Raw genomic sequence first — 23568 nt, forward strand, 5'->3', positions numbered from 1 at the left:
CCGCCTGGAGGCCGTAATGGCAACGCACAGCACCCCCCGCGTCCTCGCCGGACTCAACGACCGCCACCACCGCACCGCGCTCGGCGTCTACCTGGTGATCGTGGTGGCCCACTGGGCCGAGCACCTCGTGCAGGCCTTCCAGATCTACGCTCTCGGATGGCCGGTCCACGAGGCGAGAGGCGTCCTGGGCATCCCCTTCCCCTGGCTGGTGCACTCGGAGTGGCTGCACTACGGTTACGCCCTGCTCATGCTCATCGGCCTGGTCATCCTGCGCCCCGCCTTCACGGGAAGGGCGCGGACCTGGTGGAACATCTCGCTCGGCCTCCAGGTGTGGCACCATTTCGAGCACCTGCTCCTGCTCTGCCAGGCACTGGTGGGGATGAACCTGATGGGCCGCCCGGCGCCGACCAGCCTGATCCAGCTCGTCGTCCCCCGGGTGGAGCTCCACCTGTTCTACAACGGGCTCGTCTTCATCCCCATGGTGGTCGCGATGCTCCTGCACCGGCGGCCGTCGCCGCAGGAGCGCGCCGTCATGGCCTGCACGTGCGCGCCGGCTCCCGCCGGGTGACGGTGCATCCGGGCGGTGGTCCTCGCGTCCTCCCCGCGAGGACCGCCGCGCCGTACGGAGAGCATGCAGTCGGCCTGCCTGTTCCGCCCGCCTCCTCCGGGCGGGCGGGTGGGCTTCACCGGGTGCACCGTCCGGTCATCCCCGGTATGGGATCTGGGTCTGGGGGTTGAGCTCGCCATGGCGAACGAACTTCGCGGTGACGGTGCGAAGGTCCCGGATATCGATCACATCCAGGCCCTTCTGCGTGTCGGTGGCGTAGATATAGCCGTTGTAGTAGTAAGCCGACCACGTTCCTCCGAGCAGCAGCTGCGTCGGCGACAGCGGACCCCGGTCGAAGTAGGCGATCTCATGCGGCCGGCGGGCATCGGTGAAGTCCCACACCGACACTCCGCCCTGATACCAGGCCTGCACCATGATGTCGCGGCCCGCGGCCGGGATGAGTGAACCGTAATGGGCGACGCAGTTCTCCGTGTCGGTCTGATGCCGCGGAATCTTATAGTAACTCTGTGGAATCAGCGTACGACGGTCGCCTTTGCCCTTGATCTTGTAGACGGCGTTGGCGCCTCTGGTCGATCCCACCGCCTCGTTGCAGGTGGCGGCGAAACCTCCGCCCAGCTCGTCGGTGAACACGACCTTGTCGCCGCGGTTGTTGAACACGGCCGAATGCCAGAAGGCGAAGTTCGCGGCGTCCCGTTCGGTGGTGATGACATACGGCCGTTCCGGGTCGGAGATGTCGATCAGGACGCCGTCTCCCATGCAGGCGCCTGCGGCCAGGTCCTTGCCCAGGTGGACGGTCAGATCGTGGCAGCCGGTGGTGGGGTACCAGGTGGCGCCGCCGCCGGGGTTGCCCCCGCCGGGGAACAGAACGGGCTCGGCGACGATCGCCGCGCGGGCCGGATCGTTCACCGGCACCTTCACGATGGTGATCTTGTCGTGCGGCGGCCCGCAGCCGGGGAGCGCGGTCCCGGGAAGGTAGTAGGAGGACACGTAGACGTAGACGGCGCCGCGGTTGCGGCCTTTGCCGGGGACCAGCGTGTGGGTGTGCGAACCGCAGGACGTCTCCACGGACGTCACGTACCGGGGGCGCGAGACGTCGCTGATGTCGAAGATCTTTATGCCCTCCCAGGAGTCCCTGTCCGGCGTCGTCTGCGGAGAGCTCTGGCAGGAGTCGTCGCTGCGCGGGTCGTCCGTGGACAGGAAGAGCAGGTCGCCGGCCACCGACACGTCGTTTTGGGCTCCGGGGCAGAGCACCTGGGTGACGAGCCGCGCGGAGCGCGGGTCGGCGATGTCGTAGACGGTGAAGCCCCCGAAGTTGCCGGCGATCGCATACGTGCGGGTGAAGGCCAGGTCGGTGGTGGGGGAGAACATGCCGTCCAGCGGCGGCTGTTTGGCGATGTTCGCGACGGGCCTGATGTTCCTGCTGTGCTGGACGTCGTCGTCGGCTTTTCCGCCCGCCGCGGTGGCCGTGACGTTGCCGCCGAGGGTGAGCAGCGCGATCGATGCCAGGACGAGCGCGGCGCGGGCCCATCGGGGCCGTGCCGGCCGAGGAGGCGGCGCGGCGGCCTTGCGCTTGACGGGATTGCTTGTCTCCATGGACCCAGTGGATTACTTTATAAATATATAGTCAATAGCTCGTTGATCCGGCGGGCCGCCGTTCTCGCCCGGATGCACGACGGCCCTTGCGAAACGTCAAATGACAGTTGACGCTTTCGAAAGGAGAGACTAACGTTCGGAGCCATGCAGTGATCCTCAGATCACCGATCCGGCTGCGAGCGTGAGCCGGTCGCCGTGTGCAGCCGGGCCCGGAGATCTGCGGCACGGGGCGCTGCTCGTACTGCCAATCTGTCTGGTTGGAGTAGCCATGACCCTCAGTGATAATTCCTTACCGGCCTACCCGAAGGCTCGGCAGCGATGGACCCTGATCCTCGCCTCCTTCGCCTCCTTCATGGTCGGCCTCGACGTGCTGGTCGTGACGACCGCGCTGCCCACCCTGCACGAAGAGCTCGGCGCCGGCGTCTCCGGCCTGGGCTGGACCGTCAGCGCCTATGAACTCGGCTTCGCCGCGTTCATCCTGACGGGCGCCGCCCTGGGCGACCGGTTCGGCCGCCGCGCGCTGTTCGTGACCGGCGTGGGGCTCTTCACCCTCAGCTCGGCCCTGTGCGCGATGAGCGGCACGATCGAGATACTGATCGCGGCGCGCGCGCTTCAGGGCGTCGGAGGCGGCATCGCCATCGCACTCGCACTCGCGGTCATCGCGGATGCGACTCCGCCGCAGGAACGAGGGGCGGCGTTCGGCGTCTGGGGCGCGATCTCGGGTGTCGCGGTGGCCGCGGGCCCCCTCGTCGGCGGCCTGATCATCCAGGGATTCGCCTGGCAGTGGATCTTCTGGCTGAACGTGCCGGTCGGCGTGGTCCTCATCGTCATGAGCCTGATGAAGATCGCCGAGACCCGGGGGGAGACCAGAGCCGTCGACCTGCTGGGCCTCGTGCTCTCCACACTCGGCGTCTTCGGGATCGCCCAAGCCCTCATCCGCGGCGGCGAAGTGGGCTGGACCTCGCCCGCCGTCCTCGGCGGGTTCATCGGCGGGGCGGTTGCGCTGGTGCTGTTCGTGATCTGGGAGACCAGGGCGTCCAGCCCGATGATGCCGCTGTCCATGTTCCGCAACCGCAGCTTCACCGGCGGATGCCTGACCAGTTTCGTCCTCGCCGCCGCGCTGTACGGCAACGGCTTCGTCTTCGCACAGTACCTGCAGCTGGCCGAGGGCAACGACCCGCTCGGCGTGGGCATCAGACTGCTGCCGTGGGTCGGACTGGCGATCTTCATCTCGCCGATCGCCGGGAAGATGGCCGACAGCATGGGGGAGCGCCCCCTGGTCATCGTCGGGCTGCTGCTGCACGGGATCGGTTTCCTCGCGATCGCGCTGATGGCCTCGGCCGGCACGGGCTACGGTCCGATGATCTTCCCCCTGCTCCTGGCCGGCATCGGCGTCTCCATCGCGTTCCCGACCGTGGCCTCGGCGGTCATGCGGTCGGTCAGTCCGATGGAGGTCGGCATAGCGGCCGGCGTCAGCAACACCATCCGTCAGGTGGGTGCGGTGTTCGGCGTCGCTGCAGCCGCAGCGGTGTTCACCGCGGCCGGGGGGTACGGCGCGAGCGAGCGGTTCGTGGCGGGATTCACGCCCGCGACCATCGTGCTCGCGGTCATCACCTTCGCCGGAGTGGCCGCCGCGCTGATCATCCGCCGCCCGGATTACGAGGCATCCGCCGCGCCGATGCCTCCGGAGGCGCAGCCGGGACCCGCCACCTCCTGAAAACCCTCGATCCTCCCGGCCGAGCACGCGCCGGAGCAGAAGAAGGCTCCGGGCGTCGACTGCCGGATCACCATCCCCGGGAGGGCCGTCACCCTGACTCCAGGGACAGGCGGCTCGTAGCAGAACACCACCACAGGAAAGGGAGAAGTCATGGGAAAGCCCGTTGCCTGGTTCGACATCACGGCGAAGGACGCGGCCAAGTCGCGCTCGTTCTACTCGGAGATCTTCGGCTGGAAGATCGACGTCGACCCCCAGATGAACTACGGAATGATCGACACCGCCGCCTCCGAGGGCATCCCCGGCGGAATCGGCGAGGCCGGTGAGCACAGCGCCGCGGGCATCGTGCTGTACATCGTCGTCGAGGACGCCGAGGCCACCCTCAAGCAGGTCGAGTCCCTCGGCGGCGAGCGCGAGACGCTGCCGTACGACATCCCCGGGATCGGCATCATGGCCGTCTTCCGGGACCCCGACGGCAACCGCGTCGGTCTCTGGCAGCGCTGAGACGCCGACGCCATGCCTCCCGGTGAGATGCGATCCGTGAACACGGACGAGGAACTGGACACCGTCCTTCGGGCGATCGCCGAGCCGCGGCGGCGGGCGATCCTCAGCCTCATCGCATCCACCGAACTGCCGGCCGGGCAGATCGCGGAACACTTCGAGGTCACCCGGTCGGCGGTCTCCCAGCATCTGAAGATCCTGAAGGAAGCCGGTCTGGTCATCGAACGCCGTGACGGGACCCGCCGCCTCTACCGGGCCAGCCAGGTGACCTTGGCCAAACTCCGCGTGTTCGTCGAACATTTCTGGCAGTCCGGCTTCGACCTCGCCCGTGAAGCCGCCGAGGACGCGGAGCGAAAAAAAAATAACCCCATGACGCCGGCGCACCTCACGGACGCACGGTCCGTCCGGCGCCGCGAGCGCCTCACGTGTTCTGCGGTGACGGCCGGCGTCACTCGGCATCCCGCCGCATACGTTCGCCGGAATCCGGGAGCCCGGGCCCACGCCGCCCTCGGGGCTCGAACGAGGAGCGAAGATGGTGGACCAGCTCAGCGGTCGCGTCCGGCAGGTTCTCGTCCTGGCCCAGGAGGAGGCCAGGATGTTCAACCACAATGCCATCGGAACCGAGCACATCCTCCTCGGCCTGGTCCAGACCGACGGGCTGGCGGGCACGTTGCTGAAGGACCTGCACATCGAGCTCGACACCGTGCACCAGCAGGTGGAGAAGATCGTGGGACGCGGCCAGCAGTCTTCGGCCGGCCGGATCCCGCTGAGCGCCCGCACGGTCGAGTTGCTCGACAGGTCATCGGCCGAGGCCCGAAGGCTCGGCCGTGACCATGTCGACACCGAGCACATCCTGCTCGGCATGCTCGCCGTCGAGGAGGACGCCGCCGTCCAGGTGCTGTCCGGCATGGGGGCCGATCCGGCCCACATCCGCGAGCGCATCCTCGAGATCCTGCTCGACCAGGCCCCCCAGGCGGTCCATGCCGTCGCAGGCCCGATCAGGCCCGCCGACCTCCTGCTGGAACGCTTCGGCCGCAATCTGACCGAGGCCGCCCGGGCGGGGGAACTGGACCCGGTGATCGGACGCGGCGCCGAACTGGACCGGCTGCTGCAGGTGCTCCTGCGCCGCACGAAGAACAACCCCGTCCTGCTGGGAGAACCCGGAGTGGGGAAGAGCGCGCTCGTGGAGGCCGTGGCGCAGCGGATCGTGAACGGCGAGGTACCGGACGAACTCAAGGACAAACGTCTGTACGCGCTCGACCTCGGCTCGCTGGTCGCGGGCACCCGATACCGGGGTGACTTCGAAGAACGCCTGCGGACCGTCGTCCAGGAGGCCGCGGCCGACGGGAACATCGTCCTGTTCATCGATGAGCTGCACACCCTCGTCGGCGCCGGCGGAGCGGACGGCGCCCTGGACGCCGCCGCGATCGTGAAGCCGATGCTGGCCCGCGGCGAACTGCGCACGATCGGCGCCACCACACCGGAGGAGTACCGCCGGCACATCGAGAAGGACCGTGCGCTGGAACGCAGATTCCAGCCGATCCGCCTGGATCCCCCCACTCCCGCGGCCACGATCGCGATCCTCAAAGGGCTGCGCGACCACTACGAGGCGCATCATGGCGTGACGTTCACCGATGACGCCTTGGCGGCCGCGGTTCACCTGACCGACCGCTACGTCACCGCCCGGTTCCTGCCGGACAAGGCCATCGACGCTCTGGACGAGGCCGGGGCGCTGGCGCGGATCCGCTCCCTGGCCGGTCCGTCCCAAGACGGAATTCCGGTTCCGGTCACCGGGGCGCTCGTGGCAGAAGTGGTGGCGGCCGGTACCGGAATCCCCCTTTCCCGGCTGACCGCCGAGGAGACCACGCGTCTGCGGGAGATGGAGAACGAGCTACGAGGGAGAGTGATCGGGCAGGACGCCGCCATCAGGGTGCTGGCACGCGCGATCCGCCGGTCCAGGGCGGGGATCGCCGATCCGAGCCGACCGGTGGGATCCTTCCTCTTCACCGGCCCCCCGGGCGTGGGGAAGACAGAACTGGCGAGGGCTCTGGCCGGCTTCCTCTTCGGTGACGACGACGCGCTGATCCGGATCGACATGAGCGAATACGGGGAGAAGCACTCGGCGGTGCGGCTGTACGGCGCGCCGCCCGGATACCTGGGCCACGACGACGGCGGTCAGCTCACCGGGCAGGTGCGGCGGAGGCCTTTCTCCGTGGTCCTGTTCGACGACATGGACAAGGCGCATCCCGACGTGCTCGATGTGCTCCTGCACATCCTGGAGGAAGGGCGGCTCACCGACGGACAGGGCCGTACCGCCGACTTCGGCAACGCCGTCCTCATCATGACCGCCAACCTCGGCGCCCAGGGCATCGCCTCCGGCGTGCCGACGGGATTCGCTCACGACACCGAAGGCGGCTGGATGCGTTCCCTCGTCGACAGCGAGCTGAAAGGACACCTGCGTCCGGAGTTCCTCAACCGTATGGACGAGGTCGTGGTGTTCGGTCCGTTGACGGCGGCGGACATGACCGCGATCGTCGACCTCGAGATCGCCCGGCTGGACAGGCGGCTCCGCGAAGGCAGGGGCGTCACCTTGGAGGTGACGGCCGCCGCCCGCCGCCTGCTGGCACAGTGGTGCCACGATCCCGCGCTGGGAGCCCGCCCGCTGCGCCGGACCGTGCAGCGGAAGCTCGACGACCCCCTGTCGGAGCTGATCCTGACGGATCGCCTACGAACCGGCCGGACAGTGGTCGTGGACGCCGCAGGAGGAGACCGATCTACTCTCACGTTCACCGCGGACGGGTGAGCGGCATGCCGCCGCGGGCTCTGTGACGGCGCTTCGGTGGCCGGTACCCTGAATCCTCGCCCGGGCGGGAGCGCACCGGGCCCGCCTCTGGCCCTATCCTCCCGCCCCGGGAGCGCTGCCGGCCGGCCCCGGCTCGGCGAGCTGCCCCAAGGCCACCAGCCCGGCCGCGTCGACCATGCGCGTCACCCAGTTGAACTGGCATGCGGTCCAGATCGCCTCCAGGATCTGCTCATCATCCCACCCGGACTCCTTGAGCCGGTCGAAATCGGCCTGGCCCGTGCGGTACGCCTCGTGAGTGATCCGGCGGGCAAGCCGGAGCAGCTCCCGGGTGGCCGCAGGAACGGGCATGTCGTCGATGTCGGAGATCTCCAGGCAGGCTGCCAGACGAGGATCGGCACCGATCATGTCCAGGAAGAGGACATGGGCCTCCACGCAGTAGCCACAGGAGACCTCCCGCGCCACGAAGGCGGCGATGAGCTCCTTGACCCCGCGATCCAGGAAACCCTCGTCGAAAACCGACCGGTATCCGTCCCAGAAGACCTTCAGATAGCTCGGGCGGGTGCTCACCAGCTTGAAGACGTCGGGCACGAGACCGAAACCGAAATGGGCCCGCATCTCCCCGTACAGGGCGGCGGTGGCGCCCGTCGCGGCCGTCTCGCTCACCACGGGCACCCGTACACCAGGCGCTTGAGTCATATCCGCTCCCGGTAGGAATTGGAGGGTTGCATTCAAACACTATCTAGAATTAAAGTAGAGGGAAGACGAGGAGGTCGGCATGAGCCACGTTCGCCGGAACTACGGTCAGTACTGCGGCCTGGCGTCGGCCCTCGACGTCGTGGGCGAGCGCTGGACGCTGCTCATCATCCGCGAGCTGCTCCTGGGGCCCCGGCGGTACGGCGAGCTTCTCGCCGAGCTGCCCGGCATCGGCACCAACCTCCTCGCCGAGCGGCTCAAAAGCCTCGTCGAGATGGGCGTGCTCACCAAGCCCGCGTCCAGGGACCAGGGCTACGAGCTGACCGAGTTCGGCCGGCAGCTCCGGGAGCCCGTCCTGATGCTGGCCCGCTGGGGGATGTCGTTCCTGGGCGCACCGGATGACGGCCAGGAGGTGCGGCCGCACTGGGGGTTCCTGGCCGTCCAGGCCATGATCGACCCCGACCGGGCGTCCGATGTCGACGAGGTATACGAATTTCATGTTGACGACGTCGTGTTCCACATCAGCGTCGACCAGGGCGTCCCGCGCGCCATCGAGGGCCCGGCCACCGGTCCGTGCTCGATGGTGGCCCGGACCGACGCCAGGACCTTCGTCGAGATCGGGGCGAAGCGGCTGGGGCCTTTCGAGGCCCTTGCCTCGGGAAGGCTCACGCTTTCGGGTGATCCGGACGCCATCATGCGGTCCAGTGTGCTGCTCGGGCTGATCCCCGCGGCAGGGGGGGTGCCCCTCAGCGCCGCCGGTGCGCGCTGAGAGGCGCACGACTTCTCAATGGCATAGGACTGCTCCGGGGCGGCCGTGGCTTCGCTTTCGGGCAGGTGAAGGCCTGAGTCCATGTCGGCCCTGGTTCTTCCTGTGCTGACCGGTTCGGCTTCGTGTCCATTGAACCCGCATCTCGTCCACGGTGCAACGCTTGACTATATATCTCTAAAGTTGTCTACTTTGGGGAGCTGGTACAAAACCGCCCCGTAGTAGACGTCGTGAGAAGAATCTGCTGGTAAGCGCTGCGACGCCGTTTCACGGTCGGCTACGGCGGCTCCGAGGGTCCTGCACCCACCTCCGTAGGAGAGACCATGCCGCACATCGCCATGCCCCCTGAGCTCGCTCCTGGAACCCCTGGCCTGTTCCAGTACCGTCCCGAGACGGGCCGCCCCCTGGGCGAGCTCGCCGAGGTGCTCCTGCGCAACCCCCATTCGCTCAGCCGGGGCGAGCGGGAGCTCATCGCCGCCTACGTCTCGGTTCTGAACAACTGCACCTTCTGCAGCTCCACCCACTCCGAGGTCAGCGCCGCCCAGATGGACGGCGGACGGACCTTGGTGGACAAGGCCATCAACGACCTCGACAGCGCTCCGGTCTCGCCGAAGCTCAAGGCGCTGCTCGCGATCGCCGGCGCCACGCAGCGCGGCGGGCACGAGGTCACCGAGGCGATGGTGGACACCGCTCGCCAGGCCGGCGCCACCGACACGGAGATCCACGACACGGTCCTCATCGCAGCGGCCTTCTGCATGTTCAACCGCTACTGCGACGGCCTGGCCGCCATCGTTCCCACCGACCCCGCCGCCTACGCGGGAATGGCCCAGATGATCATCAACGACGGCTACCGGATGTGCGCGACCGGCCACTAGCGCCGATCTCGCGGCGGTCGCTCGGCCTGCCGTCCGTGCAGCCGAGCGGCCCCGGCCGCCCGAACCCGTGATGAGCACCTGGAAGGGAGTGCGATGACCGAAACGACTCGGTACGCCGTCCGCCTCACCTCTCTGTCACCCGGCGCCGGCTGTGCCTGCAAGCTCCCCCAGTCCTCCCTCGAGCAGCTGATGAACGGGTTCGGTCCGATGACTCCGGCGTCCGGCACCGAGCTTCTCGTCGGGCTCCCCGAAGGCGACGACGCCGCGGTCCTGCGGCTGAACGACACGCAGGCGCTGATCCTGACCACGGACTTCTTCACCCCCATCGTGGACGACCCTTACGACTGGGGCCGCATCGCGGCGGCGAACGCCCTGTCCGACGTCTACGCCATGGGAGGCCGGCCGATCCTCGCGCTCAATCTGGCGGCCTGGCCCGGTGACGACCTGCCCATCGGAATGCTCGCCCAGGTCATGAAAGGCGCTGCGGCCGTCGCGGACTCGGCCGGATGCGCGGTCGTCGGCGGACACACGATCGCCGATCCGGTCCCCAAGTACGGCATGGCCGTGCTGGGAATGGCCGATCCCGCACGCCTGCTCACCATCGACCAGGCGAACGTCGGTGATCAGCTGATCCTGACCAAACCGATCGGGACGGGGGTCGTGGTCACGGCGCTGAAACACGACGCCGCCGACCCCGCCGCCGTGGCCGAGGCCGTGAAGTCGATGACGTCGCTCAACGCCGCTGCGAGCGAGGCCGCGATCGAAGCCGGGGCGCGGGCCGCCACCGACGTGACCGGATTCGGCCTCCTGGGGCATCTCCGCAGGATGCTGACGGCCAGTGGAGTCGCGGCCGAGGTGGACGCCGACCGCGTGCCCTTCCTGCCGGACGCCCGGGAACTCGCCGGGAAGGGATTCGTGTCGGGCGGCACCCGGGCGAACATGGACTTCCTGACGCGCTGGGTGCGGATCGACCCGTCGCTCGACGACGAGGTCTCCGTCCTCCTCCACGACGCCCAGACATCAGGCGGCCTACTCATCGCCGCGCCCGCACCGGCGGGCGATCTCATGGACCACCTGTACCGGCGCGGGGTTCCCGCGGTGACGGTCGGGAGGATCGTCGGCGGTCCAGCCGGCCGCATCACCGTACGAGCGGCCGCGGAATCCTAGCGGTTCTCCAGCGGACCGACAGATCAAGATCAAGATGGTTTCGGCCCGGCCGGAGGTGAAGGCGATGAACGGCGACCCGCGTCGCGCCCTGCCCAAGATGGACGTCGTCCTCGCACACCCCTGGATCACTGAGCAGATGCACCTCTGCGGGCGGCCACTCGTGGCGGAGGTGGCCAGACGGGCGCTGGACCTCGCACGCGAGGGCCTGGCCGAGGGGCAGCCCCTGCCCTCGCTGGACGACATCGCGCAGACGGTGACGACCTCAGTCACCGCGCTCACCTCGGGGCGGATCCGCGCGGTCATCAACGCCACCGGAGTGGTGCTGCACACCAACCTCGGCCGGGCACCGCTGTCGGACGCGGCACGCGAGGCCGTCACCGCCGCGGCGGGCTACTCCACCGTGGAGTTCGACCTGCAGACCGGAGGGCGCGGGAAGCGGGGGACCACCGCCAACCTGCTCCTCCGGGAACTCACGGGTGCCCCTGCCTGCCTCGCGGTCAACAACGCCGCCGCGGCGCTGCTGCTCGCGCTGAACGCCCTGGCACGTGACCGGGAGGTCGTCGTATCCCGGGGCGAGCTGGTCGAGATCGGAGGGGAGTTCCGCATCCCGGCCATCATGGAGGCCGCCGGGGTGAAACTCGTCGAAGTGGGTTCGACCAACCGGACGCACCTGTCCGACTACGTCGACGCGATCAGCGAGCGAACGGCCCTGCTGATGGTGGTCCACCCGTCCAACTACCGCATCGAGGGGTTCACCGCCCAGCCGCCGCTGACCGATCTCGTCGACCTGGCCAGGAAGACCGGTGTCCCGCTCCTGCACGACATCGGCTCAGGCCTCCTGCACGGGCAGATGGGGGACGAACCCACGCTCGAGGACAGTCTCAGAGCCGAGGTGGACCTGGCGGTCTTCTCCGGCGACAAACTCTTCGGCGGCCCTCAGGCGGGACTCATCGTGGGACGTTCCGATCTCGTGCAGCGGCTGGCTCGCCATCCCGTGGCACGCGCGGTGCGCATCGACAAGCTGACCCTCGCCGCCCTGGAGGCGACCCTGCTGTCTCATCTGTCGGGCCGGCTGGAGGAACTCCCGATATGGCGGATGCTCAACCTGTCCCCGCAGGACCTCCGGATCCGCGCCGAGCAGATGGCGGACGGGCTCGGCCGGGCCGCCTCCTTACGCGAAGGCGCGGGTGTCGTGGGAGGCGGCAGCCTGCCGGGAGAGCGCCTGCCGAGCGTGCTCGTCGAGATCGACCCTCAGCCCATGAGCGAGACGGCGTTCGTGGCCGGACTCCGCGCTGCGGATCCGCCCGTCATCGCACGCGCGGAGAAGGGGCGTGTCCTGGTGGACCTTCGCACGGTGCCTCCGGAGGAGGACGGGCGGCTGCTGCGGATTCTGCGGGACGCGCTGACGGCCGACGCCTGACACGGACCGGGTGAGATCCCGGAAGGGCCGTCGTCCGCATCCCGATCGGCGGCCGCTGGTCGCTCTTCTCCGAAATCACCGTCCGGATGCGATGTCCGCGCAGGTGGGCTTGGTCGTCAGCTGCAGAGTACGTCGGCCGGCGGGGCTAGTCGCCGGGTGCTCTCATCCTGCGGGTGCTGGAGTCCACCCGTACGGTGTGGCCTCGGCCGTCCAGGTACTCGAGCAGCGGGATGACGACGCGCCGGGAGGTGTCGAGGGCGCTTCTGGCCTCGCTCGCGGTGAAGGGCTGCGAGATCCGGCTGAGGATCTGCACGGCACGGTCCTCTGCGCTGACAGGCAGGACGACGCCCTCGGCGAGCCTGATGAGCGCACCCGCTCGCGCTGCGGCGATCACCGCTTTGGAGTGCAGGCCCAGTTCCGCGAGACGGCCGGCCTCCGGCGCCCTGAAGGGCGTGCTCTTCAGTTCCTCCTCCAGGCGGCGCACCGCCGCGGCGACCGGGGCGGGGAGCTCGGGTGCGGCGGCCGTCTTGTGGATCCGGTTGGCCTTCAGCTGCAGGGGAGGCCGTATCAGGGCCTCCACCAGGCGCCGGTCGGGCAACTGCAGCAGTTGCCTGGCGGATTCGACGGGAAGTCCCGGAGTGAGCGGGTTGCGCTCGGCGTACTCGCTCACGGCTCGGGGCAGCTCGGCGCCCAGCGATTTCCAGTGCTCCGCGTCCACCAGCCAGTCACCGGACACTCTCTGGCCGGCGGGCTCGCAGCCCATGACGGTCAGGTCGTCCTGTGTGAGGAACCCGTGCCTGCGCAGCAGCACGCCCCCGGTGGGCGGGTCGGGCCAGCCGGCCAGTTCACGGGCGGCGGCTGCGGCGGCACCACGGCGGCTGAGCGAGGGTGGCCGCACGTCGAGCACGGTGAGTCCTGCGACGCGCCGGGATCCCGGTTCTCGGATGATGGCGCGATCGCCCACGCGGAGAGGCAGGGGAGCAGAGAGCGTCAGCCGTGCCGTGTCCGTGCCGAGCCTGCGCACCCGCACCGCTGTCGCAGCCGAGCCCATGTGCAGGATGCACTCCCGTGCCAGCTCTCCCGCGGTCGCGCCGCGCAGCCGCACGTCGAGCGTCTTCGTGCTGTTCCACCTGTCCGGAGTCACGAGCGCCATGCCCCGTGCGACATCGCCCAGCTCGACGCCCTTGAGGTTCATCGCCACGCGGGCGACGCCGGAGACGGAATCGACCCGCCTCTTCAGCGACTCCAGGCCGCGGACCCGTACTCGACGACCGGAGGGGATCAGGACCAGTTCGTCGCCGATCGTCACAGTGCCGCTGGGCAGCGTACCGGTGACGACCGTGCCCATGCCCTTGATGGTGAAGGCACGGTCGATCCACAGCCGGACGGGCCCGTCGGCCGATGGGGGAGGAAGGGAGTCGACGAGCCGCTCCAGCGCTTTGACCAGGTCGCCGATGCCTTCACCGGTCTTGCCGCTGACGGCGACGGCCTCCACCCGGCCGAGGCAGGTCTGGGTGATCTCGGACTGGGCCTCCTCGATGGCGAGCTCGGGGTCCTCGCGATCGCATCGGGTGACGACGAGCAGTCCGTGGCCGAGCCCCAACGCGTCGATCACGGCGAGATGCTCAGCCGACTGCGGCATCCAGCCCTCGTCCGCGGCGACCACCATCATGACGGCGGGCACCGGGCCGATACCGGCGAGCATGTTGCTCACGAAGCGCTCGTGGCCGGGAACGTCGACGAAGGCGAGTTCCCGGCCCGAGGGCAGCGCCGTCCATGCGAAACCCAGGTCGATGGTCATGCCGCGCCGGCGTTCCTCCGCCCACCGGTCCGGCTCTATGCCGGTCAGAGCCCGTACGAGCGTGGACTTGCCGTGGTCGACGTGCCCTGCGGTCGCGACTACGTGCATGCGCACTTTCCCATCGCTTGAGGAATGACGCGACGATCTGTAGCGGAGGCGAACGGGAATCGAACCCGCCAGCGACGTCAACGCCGCCCCATCGGTTTTGTAGACCGGGAGGGCCACCAGGCACCCAACGCCTCCAAGAGCTAACTAACGATATCTGTAGCCGAATGTCAATGATCCGAGGATCAAGATCTTCCCGCTCTGAAGCGGCAAGGTCTCTGATGTCCCTATTCAAAAGGGAATTTGTTGATGACGGATCGCCATGAAGGGTTGTGTAGGGTTGCCGCGCTCTAGGTATTGACTATATGAGTTTAAAGTAGTCCACTATGAGTGTGTTGAGGCTCGGCATTGCGAGCCGGTGCTTCGCCGGGTCCGGCGGCTCGAGCGGACAGGAGCCGGTCGGCTCCGCTCTAGAGGCGTCCTGATCAGCCAAGAGCCCAGGTTGGGAGAGAGAGATGACCATCGCTGACAGCCAGCTGTCGACAGCGTCTCCGGACGTTCGCCCCCTGCTCGCCGACTACCGGGAGCAGTTCGTCCCCGCGGCGGTGGACTACCTGGAAAGGAGGATTTCCGCGAACGAGCTGCGTCGCCGCTGGAAGCCGCACTACCTCGGCCCGTTTCACGCCTACGACCTCACGGTCGAGCGCGCATGGCGCGAGACGAGCGGATCCACGGGGGTTCTGGAGTCCGGTGCTCCCCCGGCCGACCCCCGCTTCGCGACGCCGCTCCAGCACTTCCCGGTGAGCATCGCCTACAACAACCTCGATCGCCTGATCGAGGTGCTCGCGATCGAACTGGGCGACCGGACGGTCGACCAGACCAAGATCCGTGAGCGGACAGTCGACTTCGCGCACGTCATCGACTCGCTCGATGCCCTCATGGCGTCACTCGCCGACTAAGCGGGTGCCGCACTGAAGGCGACCACGCTCCATCGCTCTCACTCGAAAGGTTGAACTGTGAGCGAACCACAGGGAATCCTCAGACAGCTCCTCGACAGGGGCATCGCGTCCGGCATCGACGGCGCGACGCTCTCGCCGGCGGAGGTTGTCAAGGGTCACGAGTCCGCGTGGGGAGGACCGGGCAACCTGTACCCGATCCGCCCGTACACGCTGACACCGTCGGCCCTCGAGTCCTTCACCGTCCGCGAGCGCATCCACGTGCGCATCGACGGACTCGGTGAGGACATCGTCGACCTCCACGGCATGGCGATCTATCGTCGCCACGACCCCCACGCAGCCGAGGGCACCGCTCTCGACTGGGCCAGCTCCACGATCACCGCGCAGTTCCTGTCGCTTCAGGTGACCGGACACAGCGAGATCTTCGGGCAGGTCAAGGTGTCGAACTCGCCCGGCAAGGCGGAAGGAGCGCGGGTCAAGCCGAGTCCCGCGCCCGACGACGGCTCGGTGATGCCGATCAAGGACTGTATCACCATGATCTATCCTCGGTTCGAGGTAGAGCAGCTCGGCACGACCGTTGACACCGGCGACCAGGTGGTCCGTCTGGAGTCGCGGGTCGCGATGGTCCCGCCGATCGGGGACGTGTCGCGCACATCCAAGTCCTACACGCTGTACGACGGCGAAGGCCGTCGCGTCGGTGAGTTGATCGCCGCCGACATCGAGATCGGGGCGTTGCTCCACCACGTCCCGATCGCCAGCGCGGTGGTGCCGGCCGAGCTCGCCAGAGTGCTCGCCTAGGCGCCAAGGCGATGAGTGACGTGCGTGTTGCCGGGCCGGCTCGGGCGAACTTCCGCGCGGGCCGGCTCGCGTCCTACGCCTTCAGCGTCGAGGCGACCATCGGGCAGAACCCGATGCGGTACGTGTTCGCACGCCGCTTCTCGGGCTCTGCAGGTCGCGTGAGCGCCGTGACCGCGCTCTTCGTGCTGAAACCCGATGTCCTCTCCGGCACGTACGTGTGGATCGACGAGGACCCCGACCTTCCGGCCTGCCGGATCCACACCTACCTCCCCACGATGAGAAAGCCGGTCCAGGTGGTGGACCGGCTCGTATTCGACTGCCTGCCGCTCACCGACATCGGCTACCTCGACCTCATGGCGTGGCCGCACCCCGCCCTCCGCCTCGTCTCAACCGATCCGGGCGTGTCTCCGGCTTCCGGGACGCCGGGCCGTACCGTGGTGCGGTGTTACACCGGTCCGGCCGGGCTGGGGGTGAGCGAGCTGGTCACGCCGCGCCAGGGCCTGGTGGTCTGCCGGACGGTCCACCACGGCGATCAGGAGGTCAGACGCTGGGAGGTGGTGGAGCAGGGGAGCGCCGAAGAGGACTGGCTGCCCAGGCGGCTCAGCGTGGCGAGATCGCAAAGCGGCCACCGTACGGACTTCATCCGTACGAGTCCGGCGCTGCCGATATCCCACGAGGCGTTCGATGCCGAGCCGCAGTCGCTCCGCGACGCGGTGGAGCAGCGGTTGCGTACCTGGCAGGAGTGACCATGCAGAGTCGGCCTTCGCCGTGGCTGTTGTGCCGGCGCACGCTGCACCTGATCGTCCACGGCTTCCGCACGCTTTCCCGCCTGCTGCTGATCGCGGCCGTGTCACCCCGGGAACACCGGGGTGAGCGGCTGGCCGCCGAAGCCGCCCGGCTGCCCGAGCGGCTCGGCGGCGCGTTCCTGAAAGCGGGCCAGCTGCTGGCGACGCGGGTCGATCTGGTGGGGGAGCAGATGGCCGAGGCGCTCGGCCGGTTGCACGACCGTGTCGAGCCGATGAGTTCATCGCAGGCTCTGCGGGCCGCGCAGTCGGCCTTCGATGAGCTGCCGCTGGGATTCCGGCGGGCCCTGACCCGGCCACCGGTGGCCAGCGGGTCGATCGCATGCGTCTACCGGGTGGATCTGGACGGCGGTCCTGCAGCGATCAAGGTGCGGCGTCCGGACATCGCCCGAACGTTCGCGGCCGACATCGCGATGTTCCGGTTCATGGCCCGTATCGCCGAACGCGTCCCGGCCCTCCGCCGGGTTCCCCTGGCCGACATCGCCGGGCAGATGGGCGACTGCCTCATCGGGCAGCTGGACTTCTCCAGGGAGGCGGTGAACCTCCGCCGTCTGCGTTCGGTCCTGGCGGAGGTGCCCGGGACCGTGGTCCCCGAGCCGTACGCCGCCGCCTGCGCCGATGGGGTCGTCACCATGGAGTTCATCGACGGCCTCGACCGTTCGCTGATCGGCCGTCTCCCCTCCGAGGCTCGGGAGGCGGGCGTGGCGGCCCTGGTAAGAGCCGTCTATCACATGCTCTTCGTCGAGGGATTCATCCACGTCGACCTGCATCAGGGCAACGTGTACTTCCGCCGCGACGGGAAGGTGGTGATCCTCGACGCCGGCTTCGTTTTCCGGATGAGCGATATGGCGCGGACCAGCTTCACGCGCTTCTTCGCCGGAATGATTCAAGGGGACGGCGAATCCTGCGCTGAGATCCTGCTGTCCACGGTGCGCCGCGTCGAAAAGAATGCGGACGTCGGACGATTCCGCAGTGATGTGGCCGGGCTCGTCGTGCGGAATGCGGGCGCTCTGGCGCGGGACTTCGATCTGGCGGCTTTCGCGGTGCAGCTCTTCGAGCTGCAGCGGCGGCACCGGCTCTTCGCCGAGCCGGAGTTCGTCTTCCCCCTGCTGTGCCTGCTGTCCTTGGAGGGGACGGTGCGCAGGTTCCATCCCGCGATGGACTTCCAGCTCGAGGCCGCTCCGTACGTCATGCAGGGACTGCTGACGGACGCCCTGGAGGCCTCGACGTGACGTCGAGGCACCGCACACCGGACAGGCGATCTTGCTGGCGGTGTCAACTCGATCCGCTCTTGACATGTTAAGGAGGAAAAGGGACGATAACTATACTTTTATAAAGTTATCGATCGTTTTCTGGATATCAGATTTCTTCCCGCCAAAACCCGATCCCCATGATCTGGGAGTTTCGCATGTCTACCCAGCCTTCACTGGATAAAAAACCAAATATCGGGTTTCCGGTGGCGGCTCTCTGTTTGATCGCTTTCGTGGTCATGGTGGACACAACGATCATCCAGGTCATGGTTCCCGATCTGATGCGGGGACTGGGTGCCAGCTTGGAGCAGGTGCTGTGGGTCGTCAACGGATTCGTCCTGGTGTACGCCGCGCTCCTCATCACGGCCGGCCGGGCGGGTGGCATCGTGGGCCCGCGGCCCCTGCTGATCGCCGGCCTCCTCCTGTTCGGATCGGCCTCCTTCGCCTGCGGCCTGGCCACCTCACCGGAGCAGCTCATCATCGCCCGCGTCGCGCAGGGAATCGGCGGAGCGATGATCGTTCCCCAGAGCCTGACCCTGGTCGCCCTGATGTTCCCGGAGAACCGCCGCGGGGCGGCTTTGGGAGTGGTCAGCGCCACCATGGCGCTGGCGGCGATCGTCGGCCCTGTCGGAGGAGGGGCGATCATCACCGCGTGGGGCTGGCGCTGGGCGTTTCTCATCAACGTGCCGATCTGCCTCCTGGCCCTGGCCATGGCCCTGCGGTACGTGCCCGGCATGCGGCCCGATCATCACCAGAGCTTGGACTGGGGCGGCGTCGCACTGGTGACGGCAGGGCTGGGCGCGATCACCTACGGTCTCGTGGAGGGGGAGCGGTACGGGTGGGGCACGGTCGCCGGACCCGTCACCATTCCGTCGGTCCTCACCGCAGGCCTTCTGCTTCTGTGCGCGTTCGCCTGGTGGGAGCACAGGCATGCGGCCCCTGTCCTGCCGCTCGGCCTGTTCCGGTATCGGTCCTTCGTCGTGGCGGGCTGGCTCGCCTGCGTCCAGTTCGTCGTGATGCTCGGACTGATGCTGGTCATCACCCTGCACGTCCAGAGGGCCCAGGCGGGCAGCGCGATCGACGCCGGTCTGATCCTGCTGCCCATGGCGGTCATGGCGGGACTGCTCTCGCCCTTGGCGGGATGGCTGACCGACCGGGTGGGCGGCGGCCGGATCATCATGGCCGGTTTCGCTGCGATGGCGGCCGGCGTCGCCTGGTTCGCCCTCCTGATCTCACCGTCGGTCCCCGTCCTCGGACTCGCACTGCCCTCGGCCCTCGTCGGAGCCGGCGTAGGGCTGGTGATGGCACCGGCGAGCACCGAGGCCGTCCGCGGCCTGCCCGCATCTCTCGTGCCCGCCGCCTCCGGCGTGCTCAACACCGGGCGGCAGCTCGCCGGCCTGCTCGGCGTGACGCTCGTGGGTGTGATCCTCCAGACCGGGTCCGCCGTCCGCGAGACGGTGGCGAGCGGACGGCACGAAGGGGCGGACGCGGTCCTCGCCGGTGCCTTCACGGCGGCGGCGCGCCCTGCTCTGATCACCCTCGCCGCCGTGGCGCTGCTGGCGGCACTGGCCTGCCTGCTGCTCAGGTCACGCCCTTCCCGTTCCCCGTCCCCGCAGATGACGTCCCTGGCCCCATGAACCGCTGATCGCCCCACGTCCCACCCAATCTCATCGAGTTCCGAGGAGATCGACATGCGCCGCTGCCTTGACGAACGCCAGCAAAGGTTCCTCGCGCTGGCAGACAAGGTGCTTCCCGCGTTCACCGAACGCGCGGCCCTCCACGACCGCGAGAACACCTTCCCCTTCGACAACTACGGTGATCTGCGCGACGCCGGGCTTCTGCGGCTGACGGTGCCCGAGGAACTGGGCGGTCTCGGCGCGGGCCAGGAGGAGATGCTGCTGGTGCTCGAACGGCTCGCGAGCGCCGACGGCGCCACCGCCCTGTCCTACGCCATGCACGTCGCCCCGCTCGGTTCGTGGGCGTTGACCTGGCGGCGCACCGGCGCACCGCCCCTCGCCCAGGTGCTGCAGCTGGCCGGGCAGGATCGGCTGGTACTGGCGGCGATCGCCAGCGAGATGGGCACCTCCAACCTCTTCGTCGACGCCAAGACCACCGCGACCCGCGTCGAGGGCGGCTACCGGATCACCGGCCGCAAGAATTTCGGCACCAACAGCGCCGTCGCCTCCCTGTGGGCCACGACGGCCAGGTACGACGACCCCGACAACGGCCCCCGCCTGCTGATCCTGCTGGCGGACCCCTCCGCGCCGGGCGTCTCGATCGAGCAGACCTGGGACACGCTGGGCATGCGGGCCACGCAGAGCAACGATGTCGTCTTCGACGGGATGTTCGTGCCGGAACACGGCGTCGTCCAGTCGATACCGGTCGGCCACTTCGACGCCCAGGTCCTGGAGACCATCATCTGCTGGACCGCCCCCAGCTTCGGCGCCGTGTACACGGGCATCGCCGCGGGCGCACTGGAATGGACCCTGGGACAGATCCGTCGCAAAGGCCTCGAAAACGATCCCCGGATCCAGGACGCCGTCGCGGACGTGGAGATCATGCTGGAGGTGAACCGGAGCGTACTGGAGCGCCACGCCGCCGAGGTGTCCAGCCACCGCCTCATCGACCAGCTGACGGTGCAGGAAGGGCTGAGCCGCTGCGCCTTCGTGAAGAACGTCTGCACGAACAACGCCGCCGCCATCATGACGCGCCTCCTCGACGTCGTGGGCGGAGCGGCCTACATGCGGGGCCAGCCCTTCGAACGCATGTGGCGCGACGTCCAGGCGGGGCTGGTCATGCCCATCAACAACCGCACCGGAAAGGAATTGATCGGCGCGAGCTCGCTGGGCATCGCCGTCGCGCCCGTCGCCGCTCCGCAGATGCCGGGGATGCCCCCGGCCGGCGCCGAGGGGCGCACCCGATGACGGCGACGGCATGGCGGGCGGCGCTGGCCGTGCTCTCCGCCCTGGCGTTGATGTCCACCGGGTGCTCGGCGGGAGGCGCGACCCATGCTCACGGCTCTCCGGGCACGCTTCGCGTCGGGATCATCCCCAACATCTCACCCGAGACGCAGCGCGCCCACTACGAACCCTTCCGCAAGTACCTCGCCGACCGGTTGAAGACCGACGTCGAACTCTTCGTCGCGACCAACTACGCCGGCGTCGTCTCCGCCCTGGCGGGCAAGAAGCTGGACATCGCCTACCTGGGCGGGCTGACCTACGTCCAGGCGGAGGCCCAGACGAAGGTCACGCCGCTCGTCACCGAGGTCGACCAGGAGACCGGGACCCCCGAATACCTGTCGGCGATCGTGGCCAAGGCGGACGCCTCCTTCCGGTCGGCCAAGGACGTCGTGGCCGCCGGGGGGAAGTTCGCGTTCGGAGACGTCAGTTCCACCTCCGGCAGCCTCTACCCCCGCGTCATGCTCGTCGACGCCGGCGCACGCTGCCAGACCGGTGACCTCACCGCGTGCCCGCCGCTCGCCTCGGTCGCCTTCACCGGCGGGCATGACGCGACGGCGCAGGCGGTGGCCTCCGGCAGCGTCGACGCAGGGGGCATCGAGTTGCGGATCCTGCACCGTCTCGAAAAGCAGGGCAGCGTTCCGAAGGGAGCACTCAAAGTCGTGGAGACCCGCGAAGTGATGGGCTACCCGTGGGTCGCCGGCCCGGATCTGACCGGTGAAACCCGCGATGCCGTGATCAACGCGTTCACCGCGATGTCCGATCCCAAGCTCTTGGATCTCATGCGCGCCAAGGCCTACGTGAAGGTGTCGGCCGCCGATTACGCCGACGTCCGCAAGCAGGCGACCGACCTCGGCCTCCTGACGGCTCCATGACCGCAGAGGAGAAGAGCCGGGCGATGGACCTGGAGCTGTCCGGCGTCCATGTCGGATTCGGCGACCGCCCCGTGCTCGGCGGTGTGAGTCTCAGTGTGGCACCCGGAGAGCAGGTGGCCCTGCTCGGCCCCTCGGGAGCCGGCAAGACGACCTTGTTGCGCGTGGTCGTGGGAGCCGTCATCCCCTCACGCGGGACGGTGAGAGCCGACGGGATCGACCCCCTCGGCTCCCGCGCCGACCTGACCCGGGTGAGGCGGTCCATCGGCTGCGTGCGCCAGCGCGACGACCTGGTCAACGGACTGACCGCCCGCACCAACATCCTCGCCGCGGCCGCCTACGAGTGGAGGCTCACGGAGTGGGCGGCCGTACTCGTGGGCGCCGTTCCGCGGCGGTTCGCCGGGCGGTTGCGCGAACTCGCCCACCGGCACGAGATCGAGCCGCTGCTCGCGGCGAGAGTCGAGAGGCTGTCCGGCGGAGAACGGCAGCGAGTGGCTCTCGCCCGGGCACTGCTCACCCGCCCCCGCCTCATCCTCGCGGACGAGTGCACCTCCGGCCTGGACCCGGTCCGCACGGCCGTCGCGCTCGACCACCTTCAGCGGTCCGGCGCGACCCTCCTGGCGACCACGCACGACCTCGGTGTGGCCAGGAACTTCGAGCGGGTGGTGGCCCTGCGGGACGGGAAGATCGTTTTCGACGGCAAGCCGCCGGACGCCGAAGAGGTGGAGCGCATCTACGGCAGGTTCGCACCTGAGGGGATGCTGACATGACATCGAACGACCAGCTCCTCGCCTGGCAGTCCCGAACCGCCTGGAGACCCCTGCGCTGGATCCTGGCCGTGGTGATCACCGCGGTCGTGGTCTGGTCCTTTTCCGGGACCGGTATCGGCCTGGCCTCCCTGATCGAGGGCAGAGCCGGGGCCGCTCAGCTGGTATCGGGGCTCTTCCCTCCCGATCTCGACGCCGAACTGCTCAGCCGGGTCGCCACCGCGATGGCGGAGACCGTACAGATATCCGTGGCGGCGCTCGTGTTCGGAGCCGTGATCGGCCTGCCTCTGGCCGTCGTGATGGCCGGCAACGTCCAAGCCCCCCGCTGGCTGTCGGCCATCGCGAGGGGAATCGCCACCATGCTGCGCAGTGTCCACGAACTTCTGTGGGCGCTGCTGTTCGTGGCGACGGTCGGCTTGGGGCCGGCGGCCGGCGTCTACGCGATCAGCCTGCACTCCGCCGGAGTACTGGCCAAGCTCTGCTCGGAGCAGTTGGAGGCGGTGGACCCCGCTCCGGTGGAGACCATGCGGCTCACCGGAGGCTCCCGTCTGACCACGGCTCTGCTCGCCGTCATCCCGCAGAGCCGCGCTCATCTCGCCTCCCAGGTGCTCTACCAGTGGGAGTGCAACATCCGCAGCTCAGTGGTGATCGGCTTCGTCGGAGCCGGAGGGATCGGGCAGGCGCTCGGAGTCGCGCTGCACCTGTTCCGCTACCAGGAACTGGCCACCTTGGTGGCATCGGTGGTGATCCTCGTCATCGGGGTCGACCGGATATCCAAGATCTTCCGGAGCCGTCTGGGCGCGGCGTCCGGGCGCGTGACCGACACCGCGTCACGCCCGCTTCGATCACTCCTCGGAAGGAGCACCAGATGAAGTTCCTATTCGTCCTGCATGAGCCGCCGTACGGCAGTGAGCGGACCTACAACGGCATCCGCTGGGCCAGGCAGATGCTGGAGGAAGACGGTAACGAGGTGAAGGTCTTCCTGTTCGGTGACGCCGTGGTCTCCGCGACGGCCGGGCACAAGACTCCCAACGGCTACTACAACGTCGCGAGCATGATCCGGGGCCTGGTGGGCAAGGAGGCCGAAGTCGGCTGCTGCGGCGCGTGCCTGGACGCGCGCGGCATCAGCGAGGAGAGCGTGGCGGTGGGAACGCACCGCTCCTCGATGAAGGAGCTGGCGCAGTGGACCACCTGGGCGGATAGGACCATCAGCGTCTGA

General features: G+C 68.6%; 22 protein-coding genes, 1 tRNA gene and 1 pseudogene. 19 read left to right on the forward strand and 5 right to left on the reverse strand.

The window, feature by feature from the left end:
• Nucleotides 1-16 precede the first annotated feature (16 nt).
• On the forward strand, nucleotides 17-568 hold the full coding sequence (locus IEZ07_RS19540; RefSeq protein WP_191896054.1) for a hypothetical protein: 552 nt from the start codon (nucleotides 17-19) through the stop codon (nucleotides 566-568).
• Nucleotides 569-703: 135 nt separating this feature from the next.
• Here the strand turns inward: IEZ07_RS19540 and IEZ07_RS19545 are convergent, their stop codons facing one another.
• Entirely contained in the window at nucleotides 704-2161 is a 1458-nt protein-coding gene (locus tag IEZ07_RS19545; protein ID WP_239320274.1) for an LVIVD repeat-containing protein, read from the reverse strand.
• A 268-nt stretch (nucleotides 2162-2429) separates the two neighbouring features.
• On the opposite strand from IEZ07_RS19545, the gene IEZ07_RS19550 reads away from it, so the two are divergent.
• The 4 genes and pseudogenes from IEZ07_RS19550 to IEZ07_RS19565 all read left to right on the forward strand — a co-directional run bounded on the left by IEZ07_RS19550 (nucleotide 2430) and on the right by IEZ07_RS19565 (nucleotide 7179).
• Nucleotides 2430-3878 (forward strand): DHA2 family efflux MFS transporter permease subunit, encoded by a 1449-nt coding sequence (locus IEZ07_RS19550; RefSeq protein WP_191896055.1) that lies wholly within the window; start codon nucleotides 2430-2432, stop codon nucleotides 3876-3878.
• Between the two features lie 150 nt (nucleotides 3879-4028).
• Complete coding sequence (locus IEZ07_RS19555; RefSeq protein ID WP_191896056.1) at nucleotides 4029-4379, forward strand: VOC family protein; 351 nt, start codon at nucleotides 4029-4031, stop codon at nucleotides 4377-4379.
• A gap of 27 nt (nucleotides 4380-4406) precedes the next feature.
• A pseudogene (locus IEZ07_RS36305) lies at nucleotides 4407-4646 on the forward strand (ArsR/SmtB family transcription factor); the annotation flags it as partial.
• 262 nt (nucleotides 4647-4908) lie between these two features.
• Nucleotides 4909-7179 carry an ATP-dependent Clp protease ATP-binding subunit gene (locus tag IEZ07_RS19565; protein WP_191896057.1) on the forward strand — a complete coding sequence of 757 codons (2271 nt, stop codon included), beginning with the start codon at nucleotides 4909-4911 and terminating at the stop codon, nucleotides 7177-7179.
• 93 nt (nucleotides 7180-7272) lie between these two features.
• Here the strand turns inward: IEZ07_RS19565 and IEZ07_RS19570 are convergent, their stop codons facing one another.
• Nucleotides 7273-7842: a carboxymuconolactone decarboxylase family protein gene (locus IEZ07_RS19570; RefSeq protein ID WP_191896058.1), complete on the reverse strand. Its 570-nt coding sequence runs from the start codon at nucleotides 7840-7842 to the stop codon at nucleotides 7273-7275.
• 112 nt (nucleotides 7843-7954) lie between these two features.
• On the opposite strand from IEZ07_RS19570, the gene IEZ07_RS19575 reads away from it, so the two are divergent.
• From IEZ07_RS19575 to selA, 4 genes are all read left to right on the forward strand, one after another.
• Nucleotides 7955-8641 carry a winged helix-turn-helix transcriptional regulator gene (locus IEZ07_RS19575; protein WP_191896059.1) on the forward strand — a complete coding sequence of 229 codons (687 nt, stop codon included), beginning with the start codon at nucleotides 7955-7957 and terminating at the stop codon, nucleotides 8639-8641.
• Nucleotides 8642-8961: 320 nt separating this feature from the next.
• Nucleotides 8962-9513, forward strand: coding sequence for a carboxymuconolactone decarboxylase family protein (locus IEZ07_RS19580; protein ID WP_191896060.1), 552 nt, complete (start codon nucleotides 8962-8964; stop codon nucleotides 9511-9513).
• Between the two features lie 93 nt (nucleotides 9514-9606).
• On the forward strand, nucleotides 9607-10680 hold the full coding sequence (gene selD, locus IEZ07_RS19585) for a selenide, water dikinase SelD (RefSeq protein ID WP_191896061.1): 1074 nt from the start codon (nucleotides 9607-9609) through the stop codon (nucleotides 10678-10680).
• Nucleotides 10681-10744: 64 nt separating this feature from the next.
• Nucleotides 10745-12100, forward strand: coding sequence for an L-seryl-tRNA(Sec) selenium transferase (selA, locus tag IEZ07_RS19590; RefSeq protein ID WP_204054474.1), 1356 nt, complete (start codon nucleotides 10745-10747; stop codon nucleotides 12098-12100).
• 145 nt (nucleotides 12101-12245) lie between these two features.
• On the opposite strand, the gene selB is transcribed toward selA, so the two are convergent.
• Together selB and IEZ07_RS19600 are read right to left on the reverse strand one after the other, a co-directional pair.
• Nucleotides 12246-14009, reverse strand: a complete 1764-nt coding sequence (gene selB / locus IEZ07_RS19595; protein WP_191896062.1) for a selenocysteine-specific translation elongation factor — start codon at nucleotides 14007-14009, stop codon at nucleotides 12246-12248.
• 43 nt (nucleotides 14010-14052) lie between these two features.
• Nucleotides 14053-14144, reverse strand: a tRNA-OTHER gene (locus IEZ07_RS19600).
• 317 nt (nucleotides 14145-14461) lie between these two features.
• Between IEZ07_RS19600 and IEZ07_RS19605 the strand changes: the two genes are divergently transcribed.
• The 4 genes from IEZ07_RS19605 to IEZ07_RS19620 are packed head-to-tail and all read left to right on the forward strand — an operon-like array spanning nucleotide 14462 to nucleotide 17735.
• Nucleotides 14462-14905 (forward strand): hypothetical protein, encoded by a 444-nt coding sequence (locus IEZ07_RS19605; protein WP_191896063.1) that lies wholly within the window; start codon nucleotides 14462-14464, stop codon nucleotides 14903-14905.
• A 57-nt stretch (nucleotides 14906-14962) separates the two neighbouring features.
• The gene (locus IEZ07_RS19610) at nucleotides 14963-15700 is read left to right on the forward strand and encodes a DUF6073 family protein (RefSeq protein ID WP_191896064.1); all 738 of its coding nucleotides are present in this window, start codon (nucleotides 14963-14965) and stop codon (nucleotides 15698-15700) included.
• A gap of 11 nt (nucleotides 15701-15711) precedes the next feature.
• Complete coding sequence (locus IEZ07_RS19615; protein ID WP_191896065.1) at nucleotides 15712-16446, forward strand: hypothetical protein; 735 nt, start codon at nucleotides 15712-15714, stop codon at nucleotides 16444-16446.
• Nucleotides 16447-16448: 2 nt separating this feature from the next.
• A complete protein-coding gene (locus IEZ07_RS19620; RefSeq protein WP_191896066.1) occupies nucleotides 16449-17735 on the forward strand; it encodes an ABC1 kinase family protein in 1287 nt (428 codons plus the stop codon).
• A gap of 127 nt (nucleotides 17736-17862) precedes the next feature.
• Here the strand turns inward: IEZ07_RS19620 and IEZ07_RS19625 are convergent, their stop codons facing one another.
• The gene (locus IEZ07_RS19625; RefSeq protein ID WP_191896223.1) at nucleotides 17863-18021 is read right to left on the reverse strand and encodes a hypothetical protein; all 159 of its coding nucleotides are present in this window, start codon (nucleotides 18019-18021) and stop codon (nucleotides 17863-17865) included.
• On the opposite strand from IEZ07_RS19625, the gene IEZ07_RS19630 reads away from it, so the two are divergent.
• Genes IEZ07_RS19630 through IEZ07_RS19655 form a run of 6 tightly spaced genes read left to right on the forward strand, consistent with a single transcriptional unit; the run spans nucleotide 18020 to nucleotide 23568 of the window.
• On the forward strand, nucleotides 18020-19390 hold the full coding sequence (locus tag IEZ07_RS19630; RefSeq protein WP_239320271.1) for a DHA2 family efflux MFS transporter permease subunit: 1371 nt from the start codon (nucleotides 18020-18022) through the stop codon (nucleotides 19388-19390). The genes IEZ07_RS19625 and IEZ07_RS19630 overlap by 2 nt on opposite strands.
• Nucleotides 19391-19444: 54 nt before the next feature.
• The gene (locus IEZ07_RS19635; protein WP_191896068.1) at nucleotides 19445-20677 is read left to right on the forward strand and encodes an acyl-CoA dehydrogenase family protein; all 1233 of its coding nucleotides are present in this window, start codon (nucleotides 19445-19447) and stop codon (nucleotides 20675-20677) included.
• Complete coding sequence (gene phnD, locus IEZ07_RS19640; protein WP_191896069.1) at nucleotides 20674-21585, forward strand: phosphate/phosphite/phosphonate ABC transporter substrate-binding protein; 912 nt, start codon at nucleotides 20674-20676, stop codon at nucleotides 21583-21585. Before IEZ07_RS19635 ends, phnD begins: the two co-directional genes overlap by 4 nt.
• Nucleotides 21582-22352 (forward strand): phosphonate ABC transporter ATP-binding protein, encoded by a 771-nt coding sequence (locus IEZ07_RS19645; protein ID WP_191896070.1) that lies wholly within the window; start codon nucleotides 21582-21584, stop codon nucleotides 22350-22352. The genes phnD and IEZ07_RS19645 overlap by 4 nt, the downstream gene beginning before the upstream one ends.
• Nucleotides 22349-23221 carry a phosphonate ABC transporter, permease protein PhnE gene (gene phnE, locus IEZ07_RS19650; RefSeq protein WP_191896071.1) on the forward strand — a complete coding sequence of 291 codons (873 nt, stop codon included), beginning with the start codon at nucleotides 22349-22351 and terminating at the stop codon, nucleotides 23219-23221. Before IEZ07_RS19645 ends, phnE begins: the two co-directional genes overlap by 4 nt.
• On the forward strand, nucleotides 23218-23568 hold the full coding sequence (locus tag IEZ07_RS19655) for a DsrE/DsrF/TusD sulfur relay family protein (protein ID WP_189238857.1): 351 nt from the start codon (nucleotides 23218-23220) through the stop codon (nucleotides 23566-23568). Before phnE ends, IEZ07_RS19655 begins: the two co-directional genes overlap by 4 nt.

The sequence above is a fragment of the Planomonospora parontospora genome (assembly GCA_014647935.1).
In the GTDB taxonomy this organism is placed as follows: Bacteria; Actinomycetota; Actinomycetes; order Streptosporangiales; family Streptosporangiaceae; genus Planomonospora; species Planomonospora parontospora.